This window comes from Pseudomonas sp. MF6776 (assembly GCF_016613125.1).
GTDB lineage: Bacteria > Pseudomonadota > Gammaproteobacteria > Pseudomonadales > Pseudomonadaceae > Aquipseudomonas > Aquipseudomonas iridis.
In genome coordinates this window covers 24825-48101 of sequence record NZ_JAENSQ010000012.1, presented here as the reverse complement: position 1 = coordinate 48101, position 23277 = coordinate 24825, and the positions used below count along the sequence as shown (strand labels likewise).

Here is a 23277-nt window from a genome sequence, read left to right as displayed (position 1 = left end):
TACAAAGGTGATGAGTGTGAAGTTTCGAACTATGGGCTTGTACAGTGGGCAGGCCCTGTATAGGTTTATCGCCGTCCGATCAGCTGCAGAAACTCCTGCCGCGTCGTCGAACTATCACGGAAGGCGCCCAGCATTACGGAGGAAGTCATGACCGAATTCTGCTTCTCTACGCCGCGCATCATCATGCACATGTGCCTGGCTTCAATGACCACCGCCACACCGGCGGCATCGGTGATCTGCTGGATGGCTTCAGCAATCTGCCGAGTGAGGTTTTCCTGGATCTGCAGGCGACGCGCGAACATATCAACCACTCGCGCGACCTTTGACAGCCCCAGCACCCTGCCGGTGGGGATGTACGCCACATGCGCCTTACCGATAAAGGGCAGCATGTGGTGCTCACACAAGGAATAAAGCTCGATGTCGCTGACGATCACCATTTCATCGCTCTGCGACTCGAACAAGGCACCGTTGGTGACGTCTTCCAGGCTCAACGTGTAGCCATTGCACAGATACTGCATCGCTTTGGCGGCACGCTTGGGCGTGTCTAACAGCCCCTCGCGCTCGGGGTTTTCACCGACGCCGACGAGAATTTCACGGTAATGGCTGGCTAGTAGTGGGTTCATTGAAGTTTCTCGCGGCGTTGGTATGCGTGAGGGCCAATCCGTAGCTAAAGAGTTGTACGCGGCCAAGTGCTTTGTATAGGTTTTATTCAAGATAGGCTGAAAAAAATCATCTGACAATGAATCGGCAATCTTTTTATGCAGATGCGAAACCCTCACATCGCAGATGTGTGAGGTTGCTCGGATAGCTTCTCGGAAGCCAATGCCACGACGTGCACTTACAACCTGGTATGGGAAACACTTACATGGCAGCGCCGCCAACCATCGCGGTATCGGCGGCGAACCTGAGTCCAGTGTTAATTTCCAGAAGGGTGAGTCAGGCGATAGCAATGCGTTTGACGAACGCGTGGATGATGCATCTCTTTGATTCTTCGCCCCGTCGAATGAGAGGCGATGGATCTACGCAGAAGAGACACGAAAAAAGGGCCGAGAGAATCGGCCCTTTTTATGCTGTCCTAAACAAAGGCTTGTCCGCTAAAGCCGCGGGGCAAGCGCTGAAGTCCGGCCATCGTCGTCAGCCGTTCAATCCATTCGGCGCGCCAGTTGGTTGGGCCGTGTGGGGTTTTTGCTCTTCGCGCGGTGCGGCGGGCCGCATTGCGCTGGTCTTTTCTTGCTTGTTTGAAGGCATCGGTATTGCGGCAACTGCGGCACTTCACGCGATTGAGTTCTTTGCTTGAGCTCAGTTGTTCACCTTTGTGACCACAGGCCAGATGCCCGTCGACGTTGAAATGGATGACCATGAAATGTCTCCTTCGTGACGTGTACAAATTTTGACCATTTGAATACAACGACGTTCGGGGAGGTTTTCGACAGGAAAAAAAACACCCGCATGCGGGCGGGTGAGAGGGGTGTTTCTAAAGGAGTAACTCTACTGTAGGCCAGCAGATGTGATGGTTATGTGAAAAGCCTCGCGCCAATTCACAATCCAGATAAAAATCGCCCAGGCAGGATTTCGGTGACACTTTTGCCACCGCTGGTGAGGCTCAGATGATTACCGCGCAAAACCCATTGTCATCTGAATCGAGGCAATGGCCGATCAATAGGCTTGAGCGCCGACAGTGAGTTGCGGATCAGCGGAGTATCTTTTTCGATGTCATTCAGGCGATCGCGGATGCGCAGGGCTGTCGGGTGCCCGCCCTGGTGATCGACCCAGTCGGCTATCTCTTTGCAAGCGGCCGCGAGGCGCGCCTGCCGGGCGTCGAGCAGGGTGAGGAGGGTGGTGATGGACTCTTTTTCGGACATGAAACACCTCCGTACGTTGAAACCGCTGAACAGCAGCAAAAAGCCCGCGAGTTGCGAGCTTTCTGCCGATGGGGCGCTGCTCCTTCAGCTGGTTTCAGTATAGGCCCGCTGCTGATCGGCATCAGCTTGATAACTGTCGGGCCGGTGTGGTTGAACTGGCTGCGTTGAGGCGCTTGCATTCGTCTCGAGCGTCCTCTTCCACGTCGTAGCCATCGCCAATGAAACCGCCAGTGCGGCTATCGCAGATGCGAAACCAGCTTTTGGCTTCTGCAGGATCATGCTGGCTATCAGTGGCGCGTCGCCCGTGAATGATGATCTTGTTGCAACGCTTCACGATGAAAATGTCTTCCATGGCGTCACCGCAGTTGATTCGTGTCACATCAACTATAGAAGTCTTCAGCAATTGTGCAAAAAACAGCCAGGTCAGCTCGTCGGTTGCAGACGCCATCCTTCGGCGTGCCACTGCAGTTTATGGGTCGGGTGTAACGCCCTTAGAAACGCCTGGTCGTGAGAAACCGCCACAATCGCTCCGGGAAATGTCTGCAAGGCTTGCTCGAAAGCTTCTACTGAAGTCAGATCAAGGTGATTGGTCGGTTCATCAAGCAGCAGTAATTGGGCGGGCGTCTGACGCCATAACGCCAGAGCAAGCGCGGCTTTCAGGCGTTCACCGCCACTGAGTGAAGCGCAGGGTAGGGTGACGCGCTGCGCGTTGAGTTGCAGGTGTGCCAGGTAACTGCGCAACGTGCCTTCGCTCAGCGGTGTTTGTTGCTCCTTCAGCTGTTCAACGATAGACATACGATCATCCAGCGACGTCAGTTGCTGATCGAGGAGAGCCAACGGCACATGGGTGCTGCAGGCGCCGGACAGTGGCTTCAGTTCACCGCTTAGCAGGTTCAACAACGTCGATTTGCCGCAGCCATTCGGACCACTGACCGCAATGCGCATCGGCCCGTGGATGCCGAGGTTCAGCCGCGACGATGGTGCATCAGCCGCTAGCCAAGGCAAACGAGCGTCGATCAACGTGCAGATCCGGCGTGTACTCGGCACGAGGCTGCTCGGCAGATTGATCAAGACACCCTCGTCAGGCACGACCTTCGCGAAGGCGTCACGTACCCCGGTATCCAGATCGGTTTTGCGTGACTGCTGGCCGAGGCGCACGTGGCCCATGATTTCCCGCGCAGCCGCTTTCATCGCCGCCCGTTCGAAGCCCGCCACGTTGGCGGTCTGTGCGTTGCGCCGACTGCTGGCAGCGTGGCGCTGGATTGTGTCGTGCTCGCGTTGCAGTCGCGCACGCAGGCGCTGGCGTTCGACTCGGGCCTGATCAAGCTGTGCCTGCGCCGCGGCTTGATGGATCTGCCGCTGTTCGGTGAATTCTGAATAACGACCCGTGAAGACAGTCGCCCCCAATGGCGTGAGTTCGACAATTCGACGCATCTGTTCCAGTAACTGGCGGTCGTGACTGACGACAATCAGGCCACCGCGCCATGCTTGCAGTGCGTTCATCAGCCATTGCCGACCCGCGTTGTCGAGGTGGTTGGTCGGCTCATCCAGCACAAGTAATTGATCGGGATTCAGCAGCGCGCCGATCAGGGCGATTCTGGCTTGTTGGCCACCGCTGAGCGTTTGAGTGAGGTCGCTGGCAACGATGTCGGGCAGTCCGGCTTCATCCAGTCGCTGACGCAAGCGCTCCGATAAATCCCAGCGTTCGCCGATGAGGTCGAAATCCTCGCTACTGGCGCAGCCCATCGCCAGCCGCTCGAGCGCCGCGAGCCCCGGCGCGGTGCCTGTTGCATCGGCCACTGTCTGCCCGCAAGTTGCGACAAAGTTTTGCGCGACGTAGCTCACCGAAACCGGACGCACCACACTGCCGGTAACAGGCTGCAATTGTCCGGCTATCAGCCGCGCGAGCACGCTTTTGCCGATGCCATTGCGACCCACGATAGCAGTCGGCAGATGATCGAATTTGAGAGTGAGGTCGTTGAAAATCGTCTCGCCATTGGCGAATTGAAAGCCCATTTGATTCAGGGAGACGAGTGCAGGCGTACGCGAGACGTGAGTCATCGGCACCTCCAGAAAATGTCGTGAAAACTGACAAGCGCTAATAAGCGGCAAGTCGCGATTACATTTTTAGAAGGCTGGATTGTTCACGTTTGCGATCATCCTGAGGACGGAAAGGTGGCTAGCCTAAAGGACGGTGCGTAGTCGATCAAGGGGCGACGGTCATCTCGCTCATGCGTTCGAGAAACATCGCCAGCGCCACTTCTTCGGTGCGCAGCCCCTTGCGTACGCGCGGGCGCGGCAATTCGGCAAGCGCGCCTAGCATGAAATTTTCCACCACGGCCGGGTGGATGTAGCACTTGCGGCAAACTGCAGGCGTGTTCCCCAGCTGTTTGGCGACGCCTTTGACCATGTCCACCACATGCCGTTTAGCTTCGGTTTCTGATTCATGTTTAAGCTCGCGCAACACAGACAAGGCCAAGGCGCTGCCGGCCCAGGTGCGGTAGTCCTTGGCGGTGAAGTCTGCGCCGGTCAGGGTTTTCAGGTAGTTGTTGACGTCGGAAGAGCTGACGGTATGCCGTTCGCCGTGTTCATCCAGATACTGAAACAGGTTCTGTCCGGGGATTTCCAGGCAGCGTTTGATGACCCGCGCCAGGCGTCGATCCTTCACGGTGATCTGGTGTTCTATGCCGCTCTTGCCCCGAAACTGGAACAGGATCGCACTGCCGTTGACCTCGACATGTCGGCTGCGCAGGGTGGTCAGACCGTAGGAGCGATTATCCCGCGCGTATTGTGTATTGCCGACTCGAATCAGCGTTGCGTCGAGCAAGGTGATCACCGTGGCCATGACCTTGTCGCGACTGAAGCCCGGTGCAGCCAACAGTGCTTCCAGTTGTTTGCGTAACTTCGGCAATGCCTGGCCGAACTCGCGCAGCCGCGAATACTTGTCGGCATCACGCACCTCACGCCAGCGCGCGTGATATCGGTATTGCTTGCGGCCACGGGCATCGCGGCCCGTGGCTTGAAGATGACCGCTCGGGTCGGGGCAGATCCACACGTCGGTGTAGGCCGGTGGCACGGCGAGGGCGTTGATGCGTTTGATCTCATCCGCATCGGTAATGCGTTGGCCCGACGGTTCGAAATAACTGAACTTGCCGCGCAGTTTTTTGCGGGTAATGCCGGGCTGTGTGTCATCGACGTAATGCAGGTCGGATGGCAGTGCATCGATCAGCTCGGTGTCGGGCATGGCGGCTTCCTTTGGTGGCGCAGTGGTCGTTAAAACCATTGACCGCACGCCGAAGCCGTCGTGCCGAATGATTTACGCGAGCACCGCGACTGCCTTTATCTGCGCCCACAATTGCAGGCCAGGCCGCACGCCCAATTGATCGCGGGAGAACCTTGTAATGCGCGCCAGCAAAGGCGTGCCGCCCGCGTCGAGACGAATCAACACATGCGCGGCATTGTCCGCGGCCTGCTCACTGATGACGGTGACCGGCAGGCGATTGAGGATGCTGCTGGATTCGCTGTTGTGCAGGGTCAGGCTGATGTCGCGCGCATGTACCTTGCAGCGCAAGGTCTGGCCCACCGCCATTGGCGCATGCGTTACGCGGATGCTCATTTCGGTGGCCGGCAATTGCAGGCTCAGCAGCTGATAATCCGCGTCGTAGGCACAGACCTGGCCTTCGATGATCACACCGGCGTCATCGCCCATGGCCATCGGCAAGTCCAGGCGGGCCAGGGTTTCACCAATCGGCCCGCTGGCCAGGGCCTTGCCGTCGCTGAGCAGCACCAGATGATCGGCCAGGCGCGCGACTTCGTCCTGCGCATGGCTGACGTACAACAGCGGAATATCCAGCTCATCATGCAAGCGCTGCAGGTAGGGCAGGATTTCGTTTTTGCGCTGACTGTCGAGTGCTGCCAGCGGCTCGTCCATCAGCAGCAGTTTTGGGCTGGTCAGCAGCGCACGGGCGATGCCGACACGCTGACGCTCGCCACCCGAGAGATGCTGCGGATGACGCTCAAGCAAATGCCCGATGCCGAGCAATTCAGTGGCGTGCGTCATGTCGACCCGGCGCTGCGACTTGGCAATACGTTTGAGACCGAACTCAAGGTTGGCCAACACTGACAGATGCGGAAACAGGCTGGCCTCTTGAAACACATAACCCACCGCGCGTTTGTGCGGCGGGACGAAAATACCGCTGTCGCTGTCCTGCCACACCTCGTCGTTGACCCGAATAAAGCCTTGCTCTGCGCGTTCAAGCCCGGCGATACAGCGCAGGCACGTGGTTTTTCCCGACCCGGAGTGGCCGAACAGCGCGCTGACGCCGCGGCCCGGCAAGTGCAGATCGACATCCAGGCTGAAGCCTGAAAAGGCCATTTTCAAACGTGCATCAATCATCGATCAGCTCCAGCCCGCGCGGGTCTTGCGGCTTGAGTACAGCGCAAGCAACACCACAAACGAAAACACCAGCATCGCGCCTGCCAGCCAGTGGGCCTGTGCGTATTCCATCGCCTCAACGTGATCGTAGATTTGCACCGAGACCACGCGGGTCTTGTCCGGGATATTGCCGCCAATCATCAGCACGACGCCGAACTCACCGACGGTATGGGCAAACCCGAGGATGGCCGCCGTGATGAAACCCGGGCGGGCCAGCGGCAGGATCACGCTGAAAAAGGTGTCCCACGGATTGGCGCGCAACGTTGCGGCCACTTCCAGCGGACGGGTACCGATTGCCGAAAACGCGTTTTGCAACGGTTGCACCACGAACGGCATGGAATAGATTACGGAGCCAATCACCAGCCCGGTGAAACTGAACGTCAGAGTGCCCAGGCCCAGCCATTGGGTGAACTGGCCGAGAAAGCCGTGTGGCCCCATCATCAGCAACAGATAAAAACCGATGACGGTCGGCGGCAGCACGAGGGGCAGGGCGACGATCGCCCCAACCGGGCCGCGCAACCATGAGCGGGTGCGCGACAACCACAGGGCAATCGGCGTGCCGATAACCAACAGGATCGCGGTGGTCAGGGACGCCAGTTTCAGGGTCAGCCAGATCGCCGCAAAATCGGCACTCGTCAGCGACATTTAGAGTTGGTAGCCGTAAGACTTGATCACCGCAGCGGCTTTCGGGCCCTTGAGGTATTCAACCAGTGCCTTGGCGGCGGCGTTGTCCTTGCCTTTGCTGAGGATCACCGCGTCCTGTTTGATCGGATCATGCAGGCTGGCCGGTACCATCCACGCCGAACCGCTGGTGACTTTGCCTTCCTTATAGATCTGCGACAGCGCGACGAAGCCGAGTTCGGCGTTGCCAGTCGAAACGAACTGGTAGGCCTGGGTGATGTTCTGGCCTTCGACAATCTTGGTTTTGGTCGCTTCGGTCAGTTTCAGCTTTTCCAGCACTTGCGTGGCTGCCAGGCCGTATGGTGCGGTTTTCGGATTGGCGATGGACAGGTGCTGGTATTCGTTTTTCTTCAGCACCTCACCTTTGGTATCGACATAACCGTCCTTCGCCGACCACAGCGCCAGGGTGCCAACGGCGTAAGTGAAGCGCGAGCCCTTGACGGTATCGCCTTCTCTTTCCAGTTTTTCCGGCGTGGTGTCGTCCGCCGAGAGGAACACTTCGAACGGCGCGCCATTCTTGATCTGTGTGTAGAACTGGCCGGTGGCGCCATAGGCTGCGACCAGTTTGTGCCCGGTGTCTTTTTCGAAATCGGCAGCGATGGCCTGGATCGGTGCCGTGAAATTCGCAGCAACAGCAACCTGCACTTCATCAGCCTGAGCAGCACCGATGGCAAATACGGCAAGCAGTGAGGTGAGACAGACAGGGGCAAAACGTGAGGCGCGAATGGTCATGTAGCAGCTCCGTTGAGGGCGGTGCACAGGGCAGCTTTACTCGAGGTGGGCTGCGCCGTTGCGAAGGGGGAAATCGCTATGTAGCGAAATATATAGCGATCCCCACTTCGTGGCGAGAGGATTTATCCTGAAGGGCCGCTTGACCTGAAACGCACCCCGCGCGCGGTATTAACGCGCATTCAGCTTCGCCAATGCACCCTCGGCCAATTGGCGAGTCAGTTCAGCACTGCTGAGGTCTTGGCCCAGCGTGAATGCCTGGCCTGCCCACAGGTTGGCGAACTGCGCATCATCTTTTGCACGTAGAGGCATCAGGGCGCCACCGGCCAACGGGAATGCCGGCGCTTTGGCCGACATTGGCCCCATTTCACGCATCACACGATTAAGAATGCCCCGTGCCGGGCGTCCGGTGAAAATGTTGGTGATCGCGGTTTCACTCTCTTTGGCGGTGCGCAGGGCCTTGTGATGAGAGGCGCTTACTTTCGCTTCCGGGGTGAACAGGTACGCGGTGCCAACCTGAGCCGCTGACGCGCCGAGCATGAAAGCTGCCGCGACGCCTCGCGCATCGGCGATTGCACCGGCGGCAATCACCGGCACTGTCACCGCATCGACTATCTGCGGCACCAGTGCGAAAGTGCCGACTTGACTGCTCAAGTCTTCGCTGAGAAACATCCCGCGATGACCGCCGGCCTCGTAGCCCATGGCGATGATCGCGTCACAGCCATTGTGTTCCAGCCAGATCGCTTCATCGACAGTGGTTGCCGAGGAGAGGATTTTTGCGCCAGTGGCCTTTACTCGGTCGAGCAGGGATTTTTCTGGCAAACCGAAGTGAAAACTCACCACCTCCGGCCGGAATTCTTCCAGCACTTCGCACGCTGCCGTGTCGAACGGCGCCCGGTTGGATACCGGTGTTGGCGCCTCGAAGTCGACACCCAGTTCGCGGTAGTACGGTTCCAGCAGGCTCTTCCACTCGCGTGCGCGTTGCTCATCAGCGGCGGGTGACTGGTGGCAGAAAAAATTCACATTGAAGGGCTTGTCGGTCTGTTCGCGAATCGTTTTCAGCTCTTCGCGTAACTGCTCGATGCTCAGCATCGCCGCCGGCATCGAACCCAGGCCGCCAGCGTTGCACACGGCGATCACCATCGATGAATTTGTCGCACCGGCCATCGGGCCCTGAATGATCGGCGATTGAATGCCGAGCAGGTCGAGAATGCGTGTATCTGGCCATTGGCTCATGGAAGCGGACTCCGAACGATGAAACGGGGCAGGGACGGCAAAGCCGGTTTTACCAGCAAAACCAGACTCCGGGCCACTTTGAAATTATGAACATCACCTGACGCAGGTTCTCAGCGTCGATGAAATCCGCCATCTCCACCGCCGGCGCCATGAAAATACCCGGGCGATTCGTGGATTGGCTGAAAGTCGAGTGTGGCAACGTGTTGCGATGTGATATTTGAAAGCCATGACCACCTGAAATCCATCCATGAGAGGCCATCATGTTCAACGGTATTTTGATCAATAAAGACGACAGCGGTTATCGCGCCAACCTTCAACAAATCAACGAAGACCAGTTGCCTGAGGGCAACGTGACCGTGGCCGTCGCTTACAGCACGTTGAATTTCAAGGATGGCCTGGCGATTACCGGCAGCAGTCCGGTAGTGCGCAAGTTTCCCTTGGTTCCGGGGATTGATCTGGCAGGCACCGTCGAGGTCAGCTCACATCCCGACTATAAAGTGGGCGATCAGGTGCTGCTCAATGGCTGGGGCGTGGGCGAAAGCCATTGGGGCGGCCTGGCGCAAAAGGCCCGGCTGAATGGCGACTGGCTGATTCCGTTGCCAAACGCTTTTACCGCTGCTCAGGCGATGGCGATCGGCACGGCGGGTTACACCGCAATGTTGTGCATTTTGGCGCTTGAGCGTAATGGCGTGACGCCTGCGCAGGGCGAGGTGCTTGTGACGGGGGCCAATGGCGGTGTGGGCAGTTTTGCCATCGCGCTGCTGAGCAAGCTCGGCTATAAGGTCGTGGCGTCCACGGGCCGGGTGTCCGAGCATGACTATCTCAAGCAACTGGGCGTGACTGAAATCATCGACCGCGCGACCTTGTCCGAGCCGGGCAAGCCGCTGGCCAAGGAACGTTGGGCAGCGGTAATCGATTCGGTCGGCAGCCACACGCTGGCGAATGCCTGCGCCAGTACGCGTTCAGAGGGCACCGTCGCCGCGTGCGGTCTGGCCCAGGGTATGGATTTCCCTGCCTCGGTGGCGCCGTTTATTTTGCGCGGCGTCACTCTGGCCGGGATCAACAGCGTGACTCAGCCAAAAGCGCGCCGCGTGGAGGCATGGGGTCGACTGGCGAAGGATCTGGACTTTGCCTTACTGCCATTGATCAGCCATGAAATCGCCCTCGGCGACGTTATTGATGCCGCGCCGAAACTGCTCGCAGGACAGCTTCGCGGGCGCGTTGTGGTGGACGTCAATCGCTGAAGTGGCACGCAGCTTCAGGGTTGCGTTTCACGCTCCAGCAGTTGCCTTTTACGCTCGACACCCCAGCGATAACCGGAAAGATTGCCATCGCTGCGCACCACGCGATGGCAGGGAATCGCGACGGCCAATCGATTGGCACCGCATGCCTGAGCCACGGCGCGCATGGATGTCGGCGCGCCGATGCGTTGGGCAACGTCGGCGTAGCTGGCGGTGCTGCCAACCGGGATTTCCCGCAGCGCCTGCCACACGCGCTCCTGAAATGCCGTGCCGCGCACATCCAGCGGTAGATCGAGGCCGATGGCCGGGGTTTCGATAAAGCCGACGACTTTGGCGATCAACTGTTCAAACCCTGCGTCGGCGCCAATAAGATTGGCTTTGCGAAACTGATCCTGCAGATCACACACCAGTTGGTGAGGATCGTCGCCCAACAAAATCGCGCAAACCCCGCGCTCGCTTTGTGCCACCAGGATCGCGCCAAGCGAGCATTGTCCGACGGCAAAACGAATGTCGTTGTTTTGCCCGGCGGCGCGGTAGTCACCGGGTTTCATTCCCAGCAAGTGATCGGCGCTTTCATAGAAACGACTGTTGGAATTGAAACCTGCGTCATACAACGCGTCGGTCACTGAGCCGCCGTCTGCCAGGCGCTCACGCACGCGGCGCGAGCGGTGGGCGCTAGCGTAACCCTTCGGCGTCAGTCCGGTCGCGGCTTTAAACACACGGTGAAAATGAAACGGGCTCAGACCGGCCGTTTCGGCGAGTTCATTGAGCGCGGGCAAAGTGTCGGCGGACTCGATCTGCCTGCATGCCAGCGCCACGGTGGCAGCATGTTGCGCGAGCACATCGCTCTGATCCTTGCTGGCCCTTTTGCTCGGGCGGTAGCCGGCGGCTTCAGCCTCAAGCGCCGTATCAAAAAACTCCACATTCTGCGGTTTCGGCAAGCGCGCAAGACTGCTTGGGCGACAGTAGATGCCTGTGGTCTTCACCGCATAGACAAACGTCCCGTCCGCCCGAGCATCCCGCGCAACAACAGCGGCCCAGCGTGGATCGTCTTCAATGTTGGGCGTGTTCGAAAGCGTTTTCATGATGGCTAATCCGTTGACCTGTTTGATTCAGGTTAACCAGCGTTGGTGAACACAACACTCCGGGCCTTGCGGTCAAATTTTCAAGGTTCATCCGGCAACACGAAAAGTCAGATTGATGCGTTGTTCGCCAAGTTGTGGGTGTCGCCCCTGCTTGATCGGTAAAACACCGTGGAACCGCAAGCGATCTACGCCGCCCCAAACCACCATGTCGCCATGCAACAGAGGGATCCGCTGGCTCTTGTCACCACGAGCGAAACCGCCAAACAAAAACATTGCCGGCAAGCCCAGCGACAGCGAAACGATTGGTGCAGCGTAGGCATTTTCGTCTTTGTCCTGATGCAAGGACATCTTGGCGCCGGGGATATAGCGGTTGATCAAGCAGGAATCTGCCTTGAAGTCAGAAAAACCGGCCTCCTGCGCCGCAGTCTCTGCCAGATCGGCAAACACCGGCGGCAGCTCGGGCCAGGGCAATCCGCTGAGTGGATCGACCCTTGAGTAACGATAGCCGCTGCGGTCAGTAATCCAGCCCAGTTGCCCGCAACTGCTGGTGCCCACCGACATGCTGAAGCCGCCCGGCGTGACCATGTGGCGGAGTGGGGCGGCGACCAGGACGGCGTCCAGCGCCGGTAGCAATCGATCGGTCAGCGGCAGGGCGAATCCGCGCAGTACCCACGATTGTTCACCGATCTGTTCGGCGCGGGGCTGCTGTGCGGGTTGGTGATCAGCGAACAGGTCGAAAGTGTGCGGCTGCATAGCGATCACCAAAACCTTGCGGCAGTCATTCTGTTGGTCCGTTACAGCGCTTTGCTGGCGGCGATATCGCTGATCACATCTTCAGTCTGCCCGTGGATTGCGTCGAGAGCAGCCTTGGCTTCTTCCGCGGTGCCGTTTTCCAGTTGCGCGAACTCGAAACGGCGCTCGCCGTTGAGCTTGTACTTGATGACGTATTTAGTCGTTTGGGCCACGGTCATGAATACCTGTCTGTGTGGGCGGGGCGGCTCAGCTGAGTTTGGAGCTGGAGCGGCGGATGATCTTGATCGAGTGCGTCAGCGTCGGTTTGCGTGTAACGCTGATTGCCCGTGTGGTGACGGTGTCGATGGTAATGTTCCAGAATCCGGTGCTCGGCGCGGTGATGCGGGCCGGGAACGTGTCGAAAGCGCCGCCGTGGTAAGAGTGACGACCGCCATTTTTGAAGCTGCGGAAGTTGGCGTCGCTCATCAAACGGATGTTGCAGGTTTGCGAGCACTGGATGACGACGATGTCGTCTTCGTTGAGGTGTTCGCGCTGGTGAATGAATTTCATGGGCGCCTCCAGAAGGGCTTTTTCTACAAAATCAAAACGATAGCTTGTAATTGGGCGCAGTTTATCAGCCTGCACAGGTTATTATCTGGCCGTCGGGCGTTGGTTTGACAATTTTGAACAGATATTCGCGATTGGATGCGGGTTAAATGCAGAAGGCCCCGGAGAAAAACGGCATTTGTGCTGTCGGACGGTCTTTAACGGAGGTTTTGTATGAAGTGGGGTGTGGTGTGTCTGCCGTTGGTTTTGGCTATGGGTGGTTGTGCGAACGTTTCCGAAATCAATGAAACGCTACCGACCGTAAGCGTAATCTCTGGCAAGAAGCCCCATGAGTATGCGCAATGCCTGACCGAAAAACTGGCGAACAGCCGCGGCGCGCTGCAGGTACAGCCGCAAAAGGAGGGGGTTCGCGTGATTGTTCCGGGCAAACTGTCTTCTGGTCCCGCCGCCGTGTTTGATATCGAAAACCGCTCCGGCGGTAGCAGCATCAAGCTGCATGAGCGCATGTCCAACGTGCCGGTGCGCCCGCGTGATGTGCGTAACGCTGCCAACGCCTGTATTTCCGGCTGATAGACTATTGGTCATCAGCATCAATGCCGTCACAGTCATGCTGTGACGGCATTTTCATTTCTGGAGTTGCAATGAAGCGAGAGCAAGTGCGGGAACGCCATGCAGAGGGTTTGATCTCTGCCACACATGTCATTCAGAACCCGGCAAATTCCGGAGAATGGATCGTTTTTTTCAAGAAGAGCGCCGGGCGCAGCTATTTCCTGGTGGACGAAAACGACGAAGTCGAGTCTTTCAATCGGCTCGACGACCTGATCGAAGTCGTACGCGGACTCGGGATCAAGTTCGCGGAAATTCACATGTAGCGTCTATTTGCAGACGACTACCACGCTGCGGTTTTTGTAGTTACCGACATCGACGCCCAGTGTCTTTTCGCTTTCCTTCGGCGCCGGTGTGCCGTCAGTGCCGACGATACGGTAGCCCGTCCCTGCGCATGAGGCGTCAGCCTTTTCATAGCAGGTGGCCCAGGAATTGGCTTCGCCGGAGCAGTCGATGGTCAGCCCCTGTTCGCCGTTGTTCAGGGTGGTCGGTTGGGACGTGGCGCAGCCGCTCAATACCAGTACCGCGATCAGTCGCAAAAATCTGTTCATGTTCATAGTTGTGTCGTCTTCAGCGGTGGGGGACTAGACGCTCTGACAGCGCCGGTATGAAAAGGTTATAGCGATTGGCCACTTGTTTTCGACGGTCGTGTGTCAGGCACAAAAAAGCCCTGCTCGACGGCAGGGCTTGCGGCGCTTGGCAGCAGATCAGTCCTGATCTTTGCCGCGGCGCTTTGCCGATGCAGGGGTGTCAGTGAATACCGACGCAACATCAGTCGCCATCTGCTCGCTGTCGAAAGGCCCGGCAACGTGTTCGCCATTGGTAGTGGTGAGAGTCCACTTTCCGTCTTTCTTGTCGATCACATACCCGTTGATGATTTTTACGGCGGCCATCTAATCTGTCTCGTTCGCTGGTTCAAAGTCGCCATGATACCGGCAAAATGTTCACAACGGGGGCGATGAGCGTATGGTAATCCTGCTCGTCGGTCACTTTGCGCTACGCTGGGTGATGGTCTGCAGATGTCGATGGAACTATCGGCGAGAATATTTCTCTATTTTGGCATCGGTCAGCCAGTGCGGGGCATTGTAAGGTGCACGCCGCCTGATTAGACTGCGCCGAAACTCGTACACACAGCCTTTTCAAGGACTTATATGATCAAGAAATGCTTGTTCCCAGCAGCCGGTTACGGTACTCGCTTCCTGCCAGCGACTAAAGCCATGCCTAAAGAAATGCTGCCGGTGGTAAACAAGCCACTGATCCAGTACGGCGTTGAAGAAGCTCTGGACGCTGGCCTGACTGAAATCTCGATCGTTACCGGTCGTGGCAAGCGTGCACTGGAAGACCACTTCGACATCAGCTACGAGTTGGAAAACCAGATCAAAGGCACCGATAAGGAAAAATACCTGGTCGGCATCCGCAAACTGCTGGACGAGTGCTCGTTCTCCTACACTCGTCAGACCGAAATGAAAGGCCTGGGCCACGCCATCCTGACCGGGCGCCCACTGATCGGTGACGAGCCGTTCGCCGTGGTGCTGGCGGATGACTTGTGCGTCAACCTCGAAGGCGACGGCGTACTGACCCAGATGGTCAAGCTGTACAAGCAGTTCCGCTGCTCGATCGTGGCCATTCAGGAAGTTGACCCGCAAGAAACTCACAAATACGGCGTGATTGCCGGTGAGATGATTCGCGACGACATCTACCGCGTTCACAGCATGGTCGAGAAGCCAAAGCCGGAAGATGCGCCGTCGAACCTGGCAATCATCGGTCGCTACATCCTGACTCCGGACATTTTCGACCTGCTTGAGCAGACCGAGCCAGGCAAGGGCGGCGAAATCCAGATCACCGACGCCCTGATGAAACAGGCCCAGAACGGCTGCGTAATGGCCTACAAGTTCAAAGGCACGCGTTTCGACTGCGGTGGCGCTGAAGGCTACATCGACGCGACCAACTTCTGCTTCGAGAACTTCTACAAGACTGGCAAGGCTTACTAAGAGCGCTTGATCCATCTGTAAGAGAAAGCCACCTTCGGGTGGCTTTTTCATTATCAGCCCTTATATGGATGGCAGTGCTTGCCCAATGGGTGTCTACAGGTATGCTGATCGCCTGCCGAGGAGATAGAAATGGCCTACGATTTTGACCTTTATGTAATTGGTGCTGGTTCCGGTGGAGTTCGCGCTGCGCGGTTTGCGGCCGGTTTTGGTGCGAAAGTGGCGGTGGCTGAGAGCCGTTATCTGGGCGGGACCTGCGTCAACGTTGGTTGCGTGCCGAAAAAGCTGCTGGTTTACGGCGCGCATTTCGCCGAAGACTTCGAGCAGGCGTCCGGTTTTGGCTGGAGCCTGGGTGAGGCGAATTTCGATTGGGCGACGTTGATCGCCAACAAGGATCGCGAGATCAATCGCCTCAATGGCATTTATCGCAATCTGCTGGTGAACAGCGGTGTGACCCTGCACGAAGCTCACGCGAAGATCGTTGGTCCGCATGAAGTCGAAGTCAATGGTGAGCGCTTCACTGCAAAAAATATCCTTATCGCTACGGGTGGCTGGCCGCAGATTCCAGAGGTTCCGGGGCGTGAGCACGCGATCGGTTCCAATGAGGCTTTCTTCCTCAAAGAACTGCCCAAGCGCGTATTGGTCGTGGGTGGTGGTTACATCGCGGTCGAGTTTGCCGGGATCTTCCACGGCCTCGGCGCCAACACCACATTGCTGTACCGCGGCGATCTGTTCCTGCGCGGCTTTGATGGTTCGGTGCGCAAGCACCTGCAAGAAGAGCTGACCAAGCGCGGCATGGATCTGCAATTCAACGCCGACATCGCGCGCATCGACAAGCAGGCGGACGGCAGTTTGAAAGCCACGCTCAAGGATGGCCGAGTGCTGGAGGCCGATTGCATTTTCTACGCGACCGGTCGCCGTCCGATGCTGGACAACCTAGGGCTGGAAAACACTCATGTTCAGCTCACCGATAAAGGTTTCATCAAGGTCGATGAGCAATACCAGACCACTGAGCCGTCGATTCTGGCGCTGGGTGACGTCATTGGTCGCGTGCAGCTGACGCCTGTGGCATTGGCCGAGGGCATGGCGGTGGCGCGGCGTCTGTTCAAGCCGGAGCAATACCGTCCGGTGGATTACAAGATGATCGCGACGGCTGTGTTCAGCCTGCCGAACATCGGCACTGTCGGTTTGACCGAAGAAGAGGCGCGTGAAGCGGGTCACGATGTGGTGATCTTCGAAAGCCGCTTCCGGCCGATGAAGCTGACCCTGACTGAATGTCAGGAGAAAACGCTGATGAAGCTGGTGGTCGACGGCAAGACTGACAAGGTTCTCGGCTGCCACATGGTCGGTCCGGACGCGGGCGAAATCGTCCAGGGCCTGGCGATTGCGCTGAAGGCTGGCGCGACCAAGCGTGACTTCGACGACACGATCGGGGTGCACCCGACGGCCGCCGAAGAGTTTGTCACCATGCGTACGCCGGTTGGCGCTTAAGCGTCTTTCGGTTTGGCTGAGTCTGGCGCTGCCGCAACGGTAGCTGCCAGGCGCAGGCTGTCTTCCAGGCTCGCTTGAGCCTTGGTCAATTCCTTTTCCAGTGACTGATTGAGTAGCGTCTGCTCATCGACGCTCTGTTTGAGTGTCTGGCTTTCCAGTGTTGCTACGCGCAGACGTTCCTGGAGGAGGGTGCGCTCACTGTCAACGCGGGTGGCTTGCTCCAGCAATTGATCCTGGCGCTGGTTGCTTTGCTTGAGCTGGTCTTGCATCAGGCTGAGTTCGCGTTGAGTGCCGCGGTTCTCGGTGAGCAAGCGCTCGTTGTCGCGATGCAGTTGGGTAATTTCATCCTGGCGCACCATCGCGCTTTGCTGCGCCTGACGCAGCTCTGCCTGAATTTGCTGCACCTGGCCTTCGTGGCGGCTCTGTTCCTGCTCGCGCTGCTCCTTGGTGGCGTTGCGGTAGTGCTCCAGCGCATCGCGGGCGTGCAGGTGCTTTTCTTCCAGTGAGCGGATCTGCTCGTCCTTGTCCTGCAAGCGCAATTCAAAGTCGGCCAATGCCTGATTCAGACCGGCATTGCGGGTTTGCTCGGTTTGCAGCATCGAGCGGGTGTTGCTTAGCGCCTCGGATTCACGCTCCAGCGCGGCGCCTTGAATGTCGTGCTGGTGCTCCAGTTGTTCCAGTGCCTGACGCACCTGCTTGAGCTCTGATTCGAGCGCGTCGCGCTGTTCCTCAAACTGCTCGCGAGCCTGCTCGATGGGCTCTTGGGCCTGCTCCTTCAAGCGCTGGGCGAGACGCGAAACCAGCGCTGTCAGCTCGTCGTCGATGGGCTCGGCTGAAGCTTCGATCGGCTGAGCGCCGTCATCCAGCTCTTTGAGATAGCGATGGATCGTGGTTTTCGAACCGGTATTGCCCATTTCAATGCGTACTGCATCGATGCTTGGGTGTTCGCCGCGGGCCAGGATTGCTGTGCGCGCAATCTGGGCCAGCGCTTTGGTAATGCCGCCACGGGCCATGTGAACTCCTACGATTACGTACTGTGGTACATGCCACTAAAGTACGCAGTGTACCACGATGATAATAAAGTTAAATCTTTGACATTTAAGAGGCGGGATATACTGGTATTACCCAGTGTCAGGCGGCAAAATGTGTTTCGGACATCCTTGAATCAGTACGCCAGCGAGAAAACAGCCCATGAGCGATCTGGATCGCTACCTGCAAGCCGCCACCCGTGACAACACCCGCCGCAGCTATCGCGCCGCCATCGAGCATTTCGAAATAACGTGGGGTGGGTTTCTGCCGGCCACAGCCGACAGCGTTGCGCGGTATCTGGTCGAGCATGCGGGTGTGCTGGCGATCAATACCCTGAAGTTGCGGCTGTCGGCGCTGGCGCAGTGGCACAACAGCCAGGGTTTTGCCGACCCGACGAAAGCGCCCGTGGTGCGCAAAGTGTTCAAAGGCATTCGGGCGCTGCACCCGGCGCAGGAAAAACAAGCCGAGCCTTTGCAGCTGCAGGATTTGGAGAGAGTCATCGATTGGCTGGAACAGGAAGCTCAAACTGCGAAGGCGCAGCAGGATCGTCCGTCATTGCTCAAGGCTTATCGCGATCGCGCGCTGATTCTGCTGGGCTTTTGGCGTGGCTTTCGCAGCGATGAGTTGTGCCGCTTGCAGATCGAGCATGTGCAGGCGCATGCCGGCAATGGCATCACCTTGTATCTGCCGCGCAGCAAAGGTGATCGGGAAAACCTCGGCCAGACGTATCAGACTCCGGCACTGCTCAAGCTATGCCCGGTGCAGGCCTATATCGACTGGATCAACGAAGCGGCACTGGTGCGCGGCCCGGTTTTCCGTAGCATCGATCGCTGGGGCAATCTGAGCGAAGAGGGCTTGCACGCCAACAGCATCATCCCGTTATTGCGCCAGGCGCTGGAGCGCGCCGGGATTGCCGCCGAACGCTACACCAGTCACTCGTTACGCCGCGGCTTTGCAACCTGGGCCCATCAAAGTGGCTGGGACCTGAAATCGTTGATGAGTTACGTTGGCTGGAAGGATATGAAGTCAGCCATGCGCTATGTTGAATCCAGCCCATTCCAGGGGATGGCTCGGATTACGGATAAACCGGTTTCGCCCTAGATATCGTTTTCTTCTATTAATACAGTCTGCTAATAGCGAAAACAAATCAGCAGCATCAGGTTTGCCAATGAGCCATCCGTCGAGTGAGTGGGTAGGATTCACCCCATCAACTTCATAACCACTGACGGAGAGTCATCAATGCCTATCATCAACAGCCAAGTAAAACCGTTCAAAGCTACCGCGTTCAAAAACGGCGACTTCGTTCAAGTCTCGGACGCTGACCTGAAAGGCAAGTGGTCGGTCGTATTTTTCTACCCAGCCGACTTCACCTTCGTTTGCCCAACCGAGCTGGAAGACCTGGCTGACAACTACGCTGCTTTCCAGAAGCTGGGCGTAGAGATCTACAGCGTTTCCACCGACACCCACTTTGCTCACGCTGCCTGGCACAACACTTCGCCAGCCATCGGCAAAATCCAGTACACCATGATCGGCGACCCGACTCAGGTTATCTCCCGCAACTTCGACGTGCTGATTGAAGAAGCTGGCCTGGCTGACCGTGGCACCTTCGTGATCAACCCTGAAGGCCAGATCAAAATCGTTGAACTGAACGATGGCGGCGTTGGCCGTGACGCTTCCGAGCTGCTGCGCAAGATCAAGGCTGCTCAGTACGTTGCTGCTCACCCAGGCGAAGTTTGCCCAGCCAAGTGGAAAGAAGGCGAGGCCACTCTGGCTCCGTCCCTGGACCTGGTCGGCAAGATCTAAGTCTGTGACACGCAACTCAGGGCGGAACTCCGCACCTACTTAAGTTAGCTGCACCGCCCAATAAAACGCCCGGGCGAGATTCGCTCGGGCGTTTTTTTATGTCTGAAACAAACCAAAGGAAATCGCCCGTATGTTGGACGCCAATCTTAAAGCCCAGTTGAAATCGTACCTGGAACGGGTCACCCAGCCGATCGAGATCGTTGCTTCCCTCGACGACGGTGCGAAATCCCGTGAAATGCTGGACCTGCTGAAAGACGTTGCCAGTCTTTCGAGCCAAATTACTTTGATCGACAGCGGTGACGATGCTCGCAAGCCATCGTTCTCGATCAACCGCCCGAGCGCCGATATCAGTCTGCGTTTCGCCGGCATCCCGATGGGCCACGAATTCACCTCGCTGGTGCTGGCCCTGCTGCAAGTCGGCGGCCACCCATCGAAAGCCAGTGTCGAAGTCATCGAGCAGATTCGCTCGCTCAAAGGCGAGTTCAGTTTTGAGACGTATTTCTCGCTGTCCTGCCAGAACTGCCCGGACGTCGTTCAGGCGCTGAACCTGATGGCGGTGCTGAACCCGAACATCCGCCACGTCGCCATCGACGGCGCGTTGTTCCAGGACGAAGTCAACGATCGCAAGATCATGGCCGTGCCGAGCATTTACTTGAATGGCGAAAACTTCGGCCAGGGCCGCATGGGTCTGGAAGAGATCCTCGCCAAACTCGACACCGGCGCCATCGAGCGTCAGGCTGAGAAAATCAGCGCCAAGGAAGCCTTTGACGTGCTGGTGGTCGGCGGTGGCCCGGCCGGTGCTTCGGCGGCCATTTATGCCGCACGTAAAGGCATCCGCACCGGTGTTGCGGCTGAGCGTTTCGGCGGTCAGGTGCTGGACACCATGGCCATCGAGAACTTCATTTCCGTGCAGGAAACCGAAGGGCCGAAACTGGCCACGGCGCTGGAGGAACACGTCAAGCAGTACGACGTCGACATCATGAACCTGCAACGCGCCGACAAGCTGATCCCCGGTAAAAATGGCGAGCTGCATGAAATCCGTTTCGCCAGTGGCGCGACCCTCAAAGCCAAGAGCGTGATTCTGGCAACCGGTGCGCGGTGGCGTGAAATGAACGTGCCGGGCGAGCAGGACTATCGAAACAAAGGCGTGGCGTACTGCCCGCACTGTGATGGCCCGTTGTTCAAAGGCAAGCGTGTCGCGGTGATTGGCGGTGGTAACTCTGGCGTTGAAGCGGCCATCGACCTGGCCGGTATCGTGGCGCACGTGACGCTGCTGGAGTTCGATGTGCAGTTGCGGGCCGACGCCGTGTTGCAGCGCAAGCTGCACAGCCTGCCGAACGTTACCGTGATCACCAGTGCGCAAACCACTGAAGTCACCGGCGACGGCCAGAAGGTCAACGGCCTGCACTACAAGGATCGCAATACTGACGAACTGCGCACTATCGAGCTGGAAGGGATTTTTGTGCAGATCGGTCTGCTGCCCAACACTGACTGGCTCAAAGGCACCATCGAGCTGTCGCCGCGTGGCGAGATCATTGTCGATAACCGTGGCGAGACGTCGATCCCGGGCATCTTCGCTGCCGGTGACGTGACCACGGTGCCGTACAAGCAGATCGTGATTGCAGTGGGCGAGGGCGCGAAGGCTTCGCTGAGCGCGTTCGATCACTTGATCCGAACTTCGGCTCCGGCGTAAACGCCAGGCCTGAAAGACAAAACCCCATGAGTGATCATGGGGTTTTTTATTGTGCTTGAAAATGCAGCCCCTCACCCCAGCCCTCTCCCGAGGGAGAGGGTTAGGGTTAGGGTGAGGGTGAGGGGCTTTTCGCCTTTCACATCGGCGCAGGCTGAATGATCTCGACCCAATAACCATCCGGATCCTTGATAAACGCCAGGCTTTTCATGCGGCCATCGGTCAGGCGCTTCTGGAAGTCACAGCCCAGCGCTTCAAAACGCTCACACGCTGCCACGATGTCCGGCACCGAGATGCAGATGTGGCCGAAACCACGCGGGTCAGTGTTGCCATTGTGATAGGCAAAATCGGCATCGTTTTCGGTGCCGTGATTGTGGGTCAGTTCCAGAATGCCCGGGATCGACTTCATCCATTCGGTGCGAGCAGCGGCGTCGGCCGGGATCTGCGCCTTGTCGACCAGCGCCAGGAAATACAGGCTGAATTCCGCTTCTGGAAAGTCGCGCTTCTCAACCAGCGAGAAACCCAGCACGCGGGTGTAGAAATCCAGGGACTTGGTGATGTCCTTGACGCGCAGCATGGTGTGGTTGAAAACGAAATTGTGGGTTGCGCTGTCTGGCGTGGCGGTAACGCCGGGGAAAGTGTTCAGTTCGTGCAGGCTCATGGGCCCTCCAATAACTATGGGCGAGTGATTGGCGCAATGATACGCATGCCTGCCGGCATCGCCAAATGAAAGGGCAGGCTTGCCGTGCGCGCGGCCGGGGCTCAGACTTTGCGGCTCAATCTTCGAGTGCGTCCGGTAATGATCCGACTGTTTAAAACCCCGTTAGTTTTCTTTGGCTTGTTTCTGTGCACCGCTACTGTGTTTGCCGAAGAACCGAGCATCACCTGGCCCGCAGGCTGGCAGGTGGAGGCGCTTGCCGACGCCGCGCCGCAGGTTTCTCGCCAGCGGGGGGTCAAGAACGATGCCGATGGCAATCAGGTAATGGTGATGGAGTTGACCATGACTCAGGTTGAAACGGGTCATCAAGTCAATTTGCAAGGTGTTTTGCTGGAAATGCGCAAGTCGATACAAAAGGACTTTTTCAAGGGGGGCTATCAAAGTGTCTGCAACAAGGTGCATCCGACGACGCTTGGTTCTTTGTCTGCGTTGGAGACGACTTGCACGGTGACCGAAAACGGTCGGCATGTGTTATCGCAAACGCTGGTAGCGGCGGTCGCGGCGGATAAGGCTTATGTTCTTTCCTATGCCGGTCAGGCCGAGGCTTATAAGGCGAGCGCAGAAGAGATAGTCGCGGTGAGAAACAGCCTGAAACTTTAACCCACTGTACTCATCTCGCCGGGTTAGATACCCGAAGGGATTAAGCACAAAGTTTAACGTTGGTGCCGCTCGCAACATGATGCAGCAGAATGTTTAGGTTTTTGGCTCGGTAGCGTTACACAAAAATCGCAACTTGCTCGATGAAATTCATTTCATTTGTTAGATATTGTCAATAAAAAAAGCCCTGCATCATGCAGGGCTTTGGTGGGAGCCGGATTAACCGCGCAACCAGGAATCAACGGTGCCTGCACCATACTCTTCCTTCCAGGCTTTCAGACCACGGTGGTTGCCGCCCTTGGTCTCGATCAGTTCGCCGGTGTGCGGATTCTGATAGACCTTGACCACGCGAGCGCGGCGGGTTTTAGGCGCTGCAGAGCTTTGCAGTGCGGATTTTGTCGGATTCGGATCGAGAATGGCGATGATGTCTTTAAGGCCCTTGCCGTAGCTTTTCATCAGCCCCTGGAGCTTTTCTTCGAATTCGATTTCTTTCTTGAGCCCGGCATCGTTCTTCAGCGATTCCAACTGCTTGAGCTGTTCCTGAAGGGCCTTTTCAGCTGCACGAAATTCAGCGAGTCTGGACAATATCTTTACTCCAATAGTGTATTTGGCTGATACCAACCGCAAACAAAGCTTAAAACTGGAGCCTTGTAGCGACTCGGTGATAAGTGGCTCGCCTGCCAGTCTTTGCACAGGCAAGAAAAATTGTAGTTGTTAATGCGTCAGGAGTAAATCCTGATGTTGTCCTCATGTAACCGCAGTGGTTTTTTGTATCATTTTCGTGCGC

At 57.5% G+C, this 23277-nt stretch carries 28 protein-coding genes; 9 read left to right on the top strand and 19 right to left on the bottom strand.

The genetic code is table 11. The annotated features are described in order from the left end of the window. Positions 1 to 65: 65 nt before the first annotated feature. The 10 genes from folE to JJD74_RS15585 form a co-directional block, all read right to left on the bottom strand. Complete coding sequence (folE, locus tag JJD74_RS15630) at positions 66 to 623, bottom strand: GTP cyclohydrolase I FolE (protein WP_047301436.1); 558 nt, start codon at positions 621 to 623, stop codon at positions 66 to 68. A 452-nt stretch (positions 624 to 1075) separates the two neighbouring features. Beyond that, a complete protein-coding gene (locus JJD74_RS15625) occupies positions 1076 to 1360 on the bottom strand; it encodes a hypothetical protein (RefSeq protein ID WP_200615252.1) in 285 nt (94 codons plus the stop codon). 271 nt (positions 1361 to 1631) lie between these two features. After that, a complete protein-coding gene (locus tag JJD74_RS15620; RefSeq protein WP_150615477.1) occupies positions 1632 to 1862 on the bottom strand; it encodes a hypothetical protein in 231 nt (76 codons plus the stop codon). Positions 1863 to 1983: 121 nt separating this feature from the next. After that, entirely contained in the window at positions 1984 to 2214 is a 231-nt protein-coding gene (locus JJD74_RS15615) for a hypothetical protein (RefSeq protein WP_042562104.1), read from the bottom strand. A 71-nt stretch (positions 2215 to 2285) separates the two neighbouring features. After that, a complete protein-coding gene (locus tag JJD74_RS15610) occupies positions 2286 to 3923 on the bottom strand; it encodes an ATP-binding cassette domain-containing protein (protein ID WP_200615249.1) in 1638 nt (545 codons plus the stop codon). A 145-nt stretch (positions 3924 to 4068) separates the two neighbouring features. Continuing rightward, positions 4069 to 5106, bottom strand: a complete 1038-nt coding sequence (locus tag JJD74_RS15605; RefSeq protein WP_042559362.1) for a DNA topoisomerase IB — start codon at positions 5104 to 5106, stop codon at positions 4069 to 4071. Between the two features lie 72 nt (positions 5107 to 5178). Next, positions 5179 to 6258 (bottom strand): molybdenum ABC transporter ATP-binding protein, encoded by a 1080-nt coding sequence (gene modC, locus JJD74_RS15600; RefSeq protein ID WP_200615247.1) that lies wholly within the window; start codon positions 6256 to 6258, stop codon positions 5179 to 5181. 3 nt (positions 6259 to 6261) lie between these two features. Then, entirely contained in the window at positions 6262 to 6942 is a 681-nt protein-coding gene (modB, locus tag JJD74_RS15595; protein ID WP_047301428.1) for a molybdate ABC transporter permease subunit, read from the bottom strand. After that, on the bottom strand, positions 6943 to 7710 hold the full coding sequence (gene modA, locus JJD74_RS15590; RefSeq protein WP_234451766.1) for a molybdate ABC transporter substrate-binding protein: 768 nt from the start codon (positions 7708 to 7710) through the stop codon (positions 6943 to 6945). 168 nt (positions 7711 to 7878) lie between these two features. Then, positions 7879 to 8943 carry an NAD(P)H-dependent flavin oxidoreductase gene (locus JJD74_RS15585; RefSeq protein WP_200615245.1) on the bottom strand — a complete coding sequence of 355 codons (1065 nt, stop codon included), beginning with the start codon at positions 8941 to 8943 and terminating at the stop codon, positions 7879 to 7881. A gap of 260 nt (positions 8944 to 9203) precedes the next feature. On the opposite strand from JJD74_RS15585, the gene acuI reads away from it, so the two are divergent. Next, positions 9204 to 10187: an acrylyl-CoA reductase (NADPH) gene (gene acuI / locus JJD74_RS15580; protein ID WP_200615243.1), complete on the top strand. Its 984-nt coding sequence runs from the start codon at positions 9204 to 9206 to the stop codon at positions 10185 to 10187. A 14-nt stretch (positions 10188 to 10201) separates the two neighbouring features. Here the strand turns inward: acuI and ada are convergent, their stop codons facing one another. The 4 genes from ada to JJD74_RS15560 form a co-directional block, all read right to left on the bottom strand. Beyond that, a complete protein-coding gene (gene ada, locus JJD74_RS15575) occupies positions 10202 to 11269 on the bottom strand; it encodes a bifunctional DNA-binding transcriptional regulator/O6-methylguanine-DNA methyltransferase Ada (protein WP_042559356.1) in 1068 nt (355 codons plus the stop codon). An 87-nt stretch (positions 11270 to 11356) separates the two neighbouring features. Next, positions 11357 to 12022, bottom strand: coding sequence for a DNA oxidative demethylase AlkB (gene alkB / locus JJD74_RS15570; protein WP_200615240.1), 666 nt, complete (start codon positions 12020 to 12022; stop codon positions 11357 to 11359). Between the two features lie 41 nt (positions 12023 to 12063). Then, a complete protein-coding gene (locus JJD74_RS15565; RefSeq protein ID WP_200615238.1) occupies positions 12064 to 12240 on the bottom strand; it encodes a hypothetical protein in 177 nt (58 codons plus the stop codon). 28 nt (positions 12241 to 12268) lie between these two features. Continuing rightward, entirely contained in the window at positions 12269 to 12571 is a 303-nt protein-coding gene (locus JJD74_RS15560; RefSeq protein WP_042559354.1) for a DUF1883 domain-containing protein, read from the bottom strand. Positions 12572 to 12781: 210 nt separating this feature from the next. Here JJD74_RS15560 and JJD74_RS15555 point away from each other — a divergent pair, with 210 nt between their 5' ends. Then, complete coding sequence (locus tag JJD74_RS15555; RefSeq protein WP_042559353.1) at positions 12782 to 13138, top strand: hypothetical protein; 357 nt, start codon at positions 12782 to 12784, stop codon at positions 13136 to 13138. Between the two features lie 71 nt (positions 13139 to 13209). Continuing rightward, entirely contained in the window at positions 13210 to 13440 is a 231-nt protein-coding gene (locus tag JJD74_RS15550; protein ID WP_042559352.1) for a hypothetical protein, read from the top strand. 3 nt (positions 13441 to 13443) lie between these two features. Here the strand turns inward: JJD74_RS15550 and JJD74_RS15545 are convergent, their stop codons facing one another. Together JJD74_RS15545 and JJD74_RS15540 are read right to left on the bottom strand one after the other, a co-directional pair. Next, the gene (locus tag JJD74_RS15545; protein ID WP_200615235.1) at positions 13444 to 13731 is read right to left on the bottom strand and encodes a hypothetical protein; all 288 of its coding nucleotides are present in this window, start codon (positions 13729 to 13731) and stop codon (positions 13444 to 13446) included. 150 nt (positions 13732 to 13881) lie between these two features. After that, positions 13882 to 14067: a hypothetical protein gene (locus JJD74_RS15540; RefSeq protein WP_042559351.1), complete on the bottom strand. Its 186-nt coding sequence runs from the start codon at positions 14065 to 14067 to the stop codon at positions 13882 to 13884. 258 nt (positions 14068 to 14325) lie between these two features. Here JJD74_RS15540 and galU point away from each other — a divergent pair, with 258 nt between their 5' ends. Together galU and gorA are read left to right on the top strand one after the other, a co-directional pair. Next, positions 14326 to 15165 carry a UTP--glucose-1-phosphate uridylyltransferase GalU gene (galU, locus tag JJD74_RS15535; RefSeq protein ID WP_042559350.1) on the top strand — a complete coding sequence of 280 codons (840 nt, stop codon included), beginning with the start codon at positions 14326 to 14328 and terminating at the stop codon, positions 15163 to 15165. Between the two features lie 129 nt (positions 15166 to 15294). Beyond that, entirely contained in the window at positions 15295 to 16653 is a 1359-nt protein-coding gene (gorA, locus tag JJD74_RS15530) for a glutathione-disulfide reductase (protein ID WP_200615234.1), read from the top strand. On the opposite strand, the gene JJD74_RS15525 is transcribed toward gorA, so the two are convergent. Beyond that, positions 16650 to 17666 carry a DNA-binding protein gene (locus JJD74_RS15525; RefSeq protein ID WP_200615232.1) on the bottom strand — a complete coding sequence of 339 codons (1017 nt, stop codon included), beginning with the start codon at positions 17664 to 17666 and terminating at the stop codon, positions 16650 to 16652. The two genes, gorA and JJD74_RS15525, sit on opposite strands and share 4 nt — an antisense overlap. A gap of 178 nt (positions 17667 to 17844) precedes the next feature. Here JJD74_RS15525 and JJD74_RS15520 point away from each other — a divergent pair, with 178 nt between their 5' ends. From JJD74_RS15520 to ahpF, 3 genes are all read left to right on the top strand, one after another. Next, positions 17845 to 18783, top strand: coding sequence for a site-specific integrase (locus JJD74_RS15520; protein ID WP_115146929.1), 939 nt, complete (start codon positions 17845 to 17847; stop codon positions 18781 to 18783). A 138-nt stretch (positions 18784 to 18921) separates the two neighbouring features. Further along, entirely contained in the window at positions 18922 to 19485 is a 564-nt protein-coding gene (gene ahpC, locus JJD74_RS15515; protein WP_007958941.1) for an alkyl hydroperoxide reductase subunit C, read from the top strand. A gap of 130 nt (positions 19486 to 19615) precedes the next feature. Next, positions 19616 to 21178 (top strand): alkyl hydroperoxide reductase subunit F, encoded by a 1563-nt coding sequence (gene ahpF / locus JJD74_RS15510; RefSeq protein WP_200615223.1) that lies wholly within the window; start codon positions 19616 to 19618, stop codon positions 21176 to 21178. A 136-nt stretch (positions 21179 to 21314) separates the two neighbouring features. On the opposite strand, the gene gloA is transcribed toward ahpF, so the two are convergent. After that, on the bottom strand, positions 21315 to 21836 hold the full coding sequence (gene gloA / locus JJD74_RS15505) for a lactoylglutathione lyase (protein WP_042559344.1): 522 nt from the start codon (positions 21834 to 21836) through the stop codon (positions 21315 to 21317). Positions 21837 to 21974: 138 nt separating this feature from the next. Here gloA and JJD74_RS15500 point away from each other — a divergent pair, with 138 nt between their 5' ends. Next, the gene (locus tag JJD74_RS15500; protein ID WP_042559343.1) at positions 21975 to 22493 is read left to right on the top strand and encodes a DUF4946 domain-containing protein; all 519 of its coding nucleotides are present in this window, start codon (positions 21975 to 21977) and stop codon (positions 22491 to 22493) included. A 216-nt stretch (positions 22494 to 22709) separates the two neighbouring features. On the opposite strand, the gene JJD74_RS15495 is transcribed toward JJD74_RS15500, so the two are convergent. Then, positions 22710 to 23075: a histone-like nucleoid-structuring protein, MvaT/MvaU family gene (locus JJD74_RS15495; protein ID WP_042559342.1), complete on the bottom strand. Its 366-nt coding sequence runs from the start codon at positions 23073 to 23075 to the stop codon at positions 22710 to 22712. Positions 23076 to 23277 lie beyond the last annotated feature (202 nt).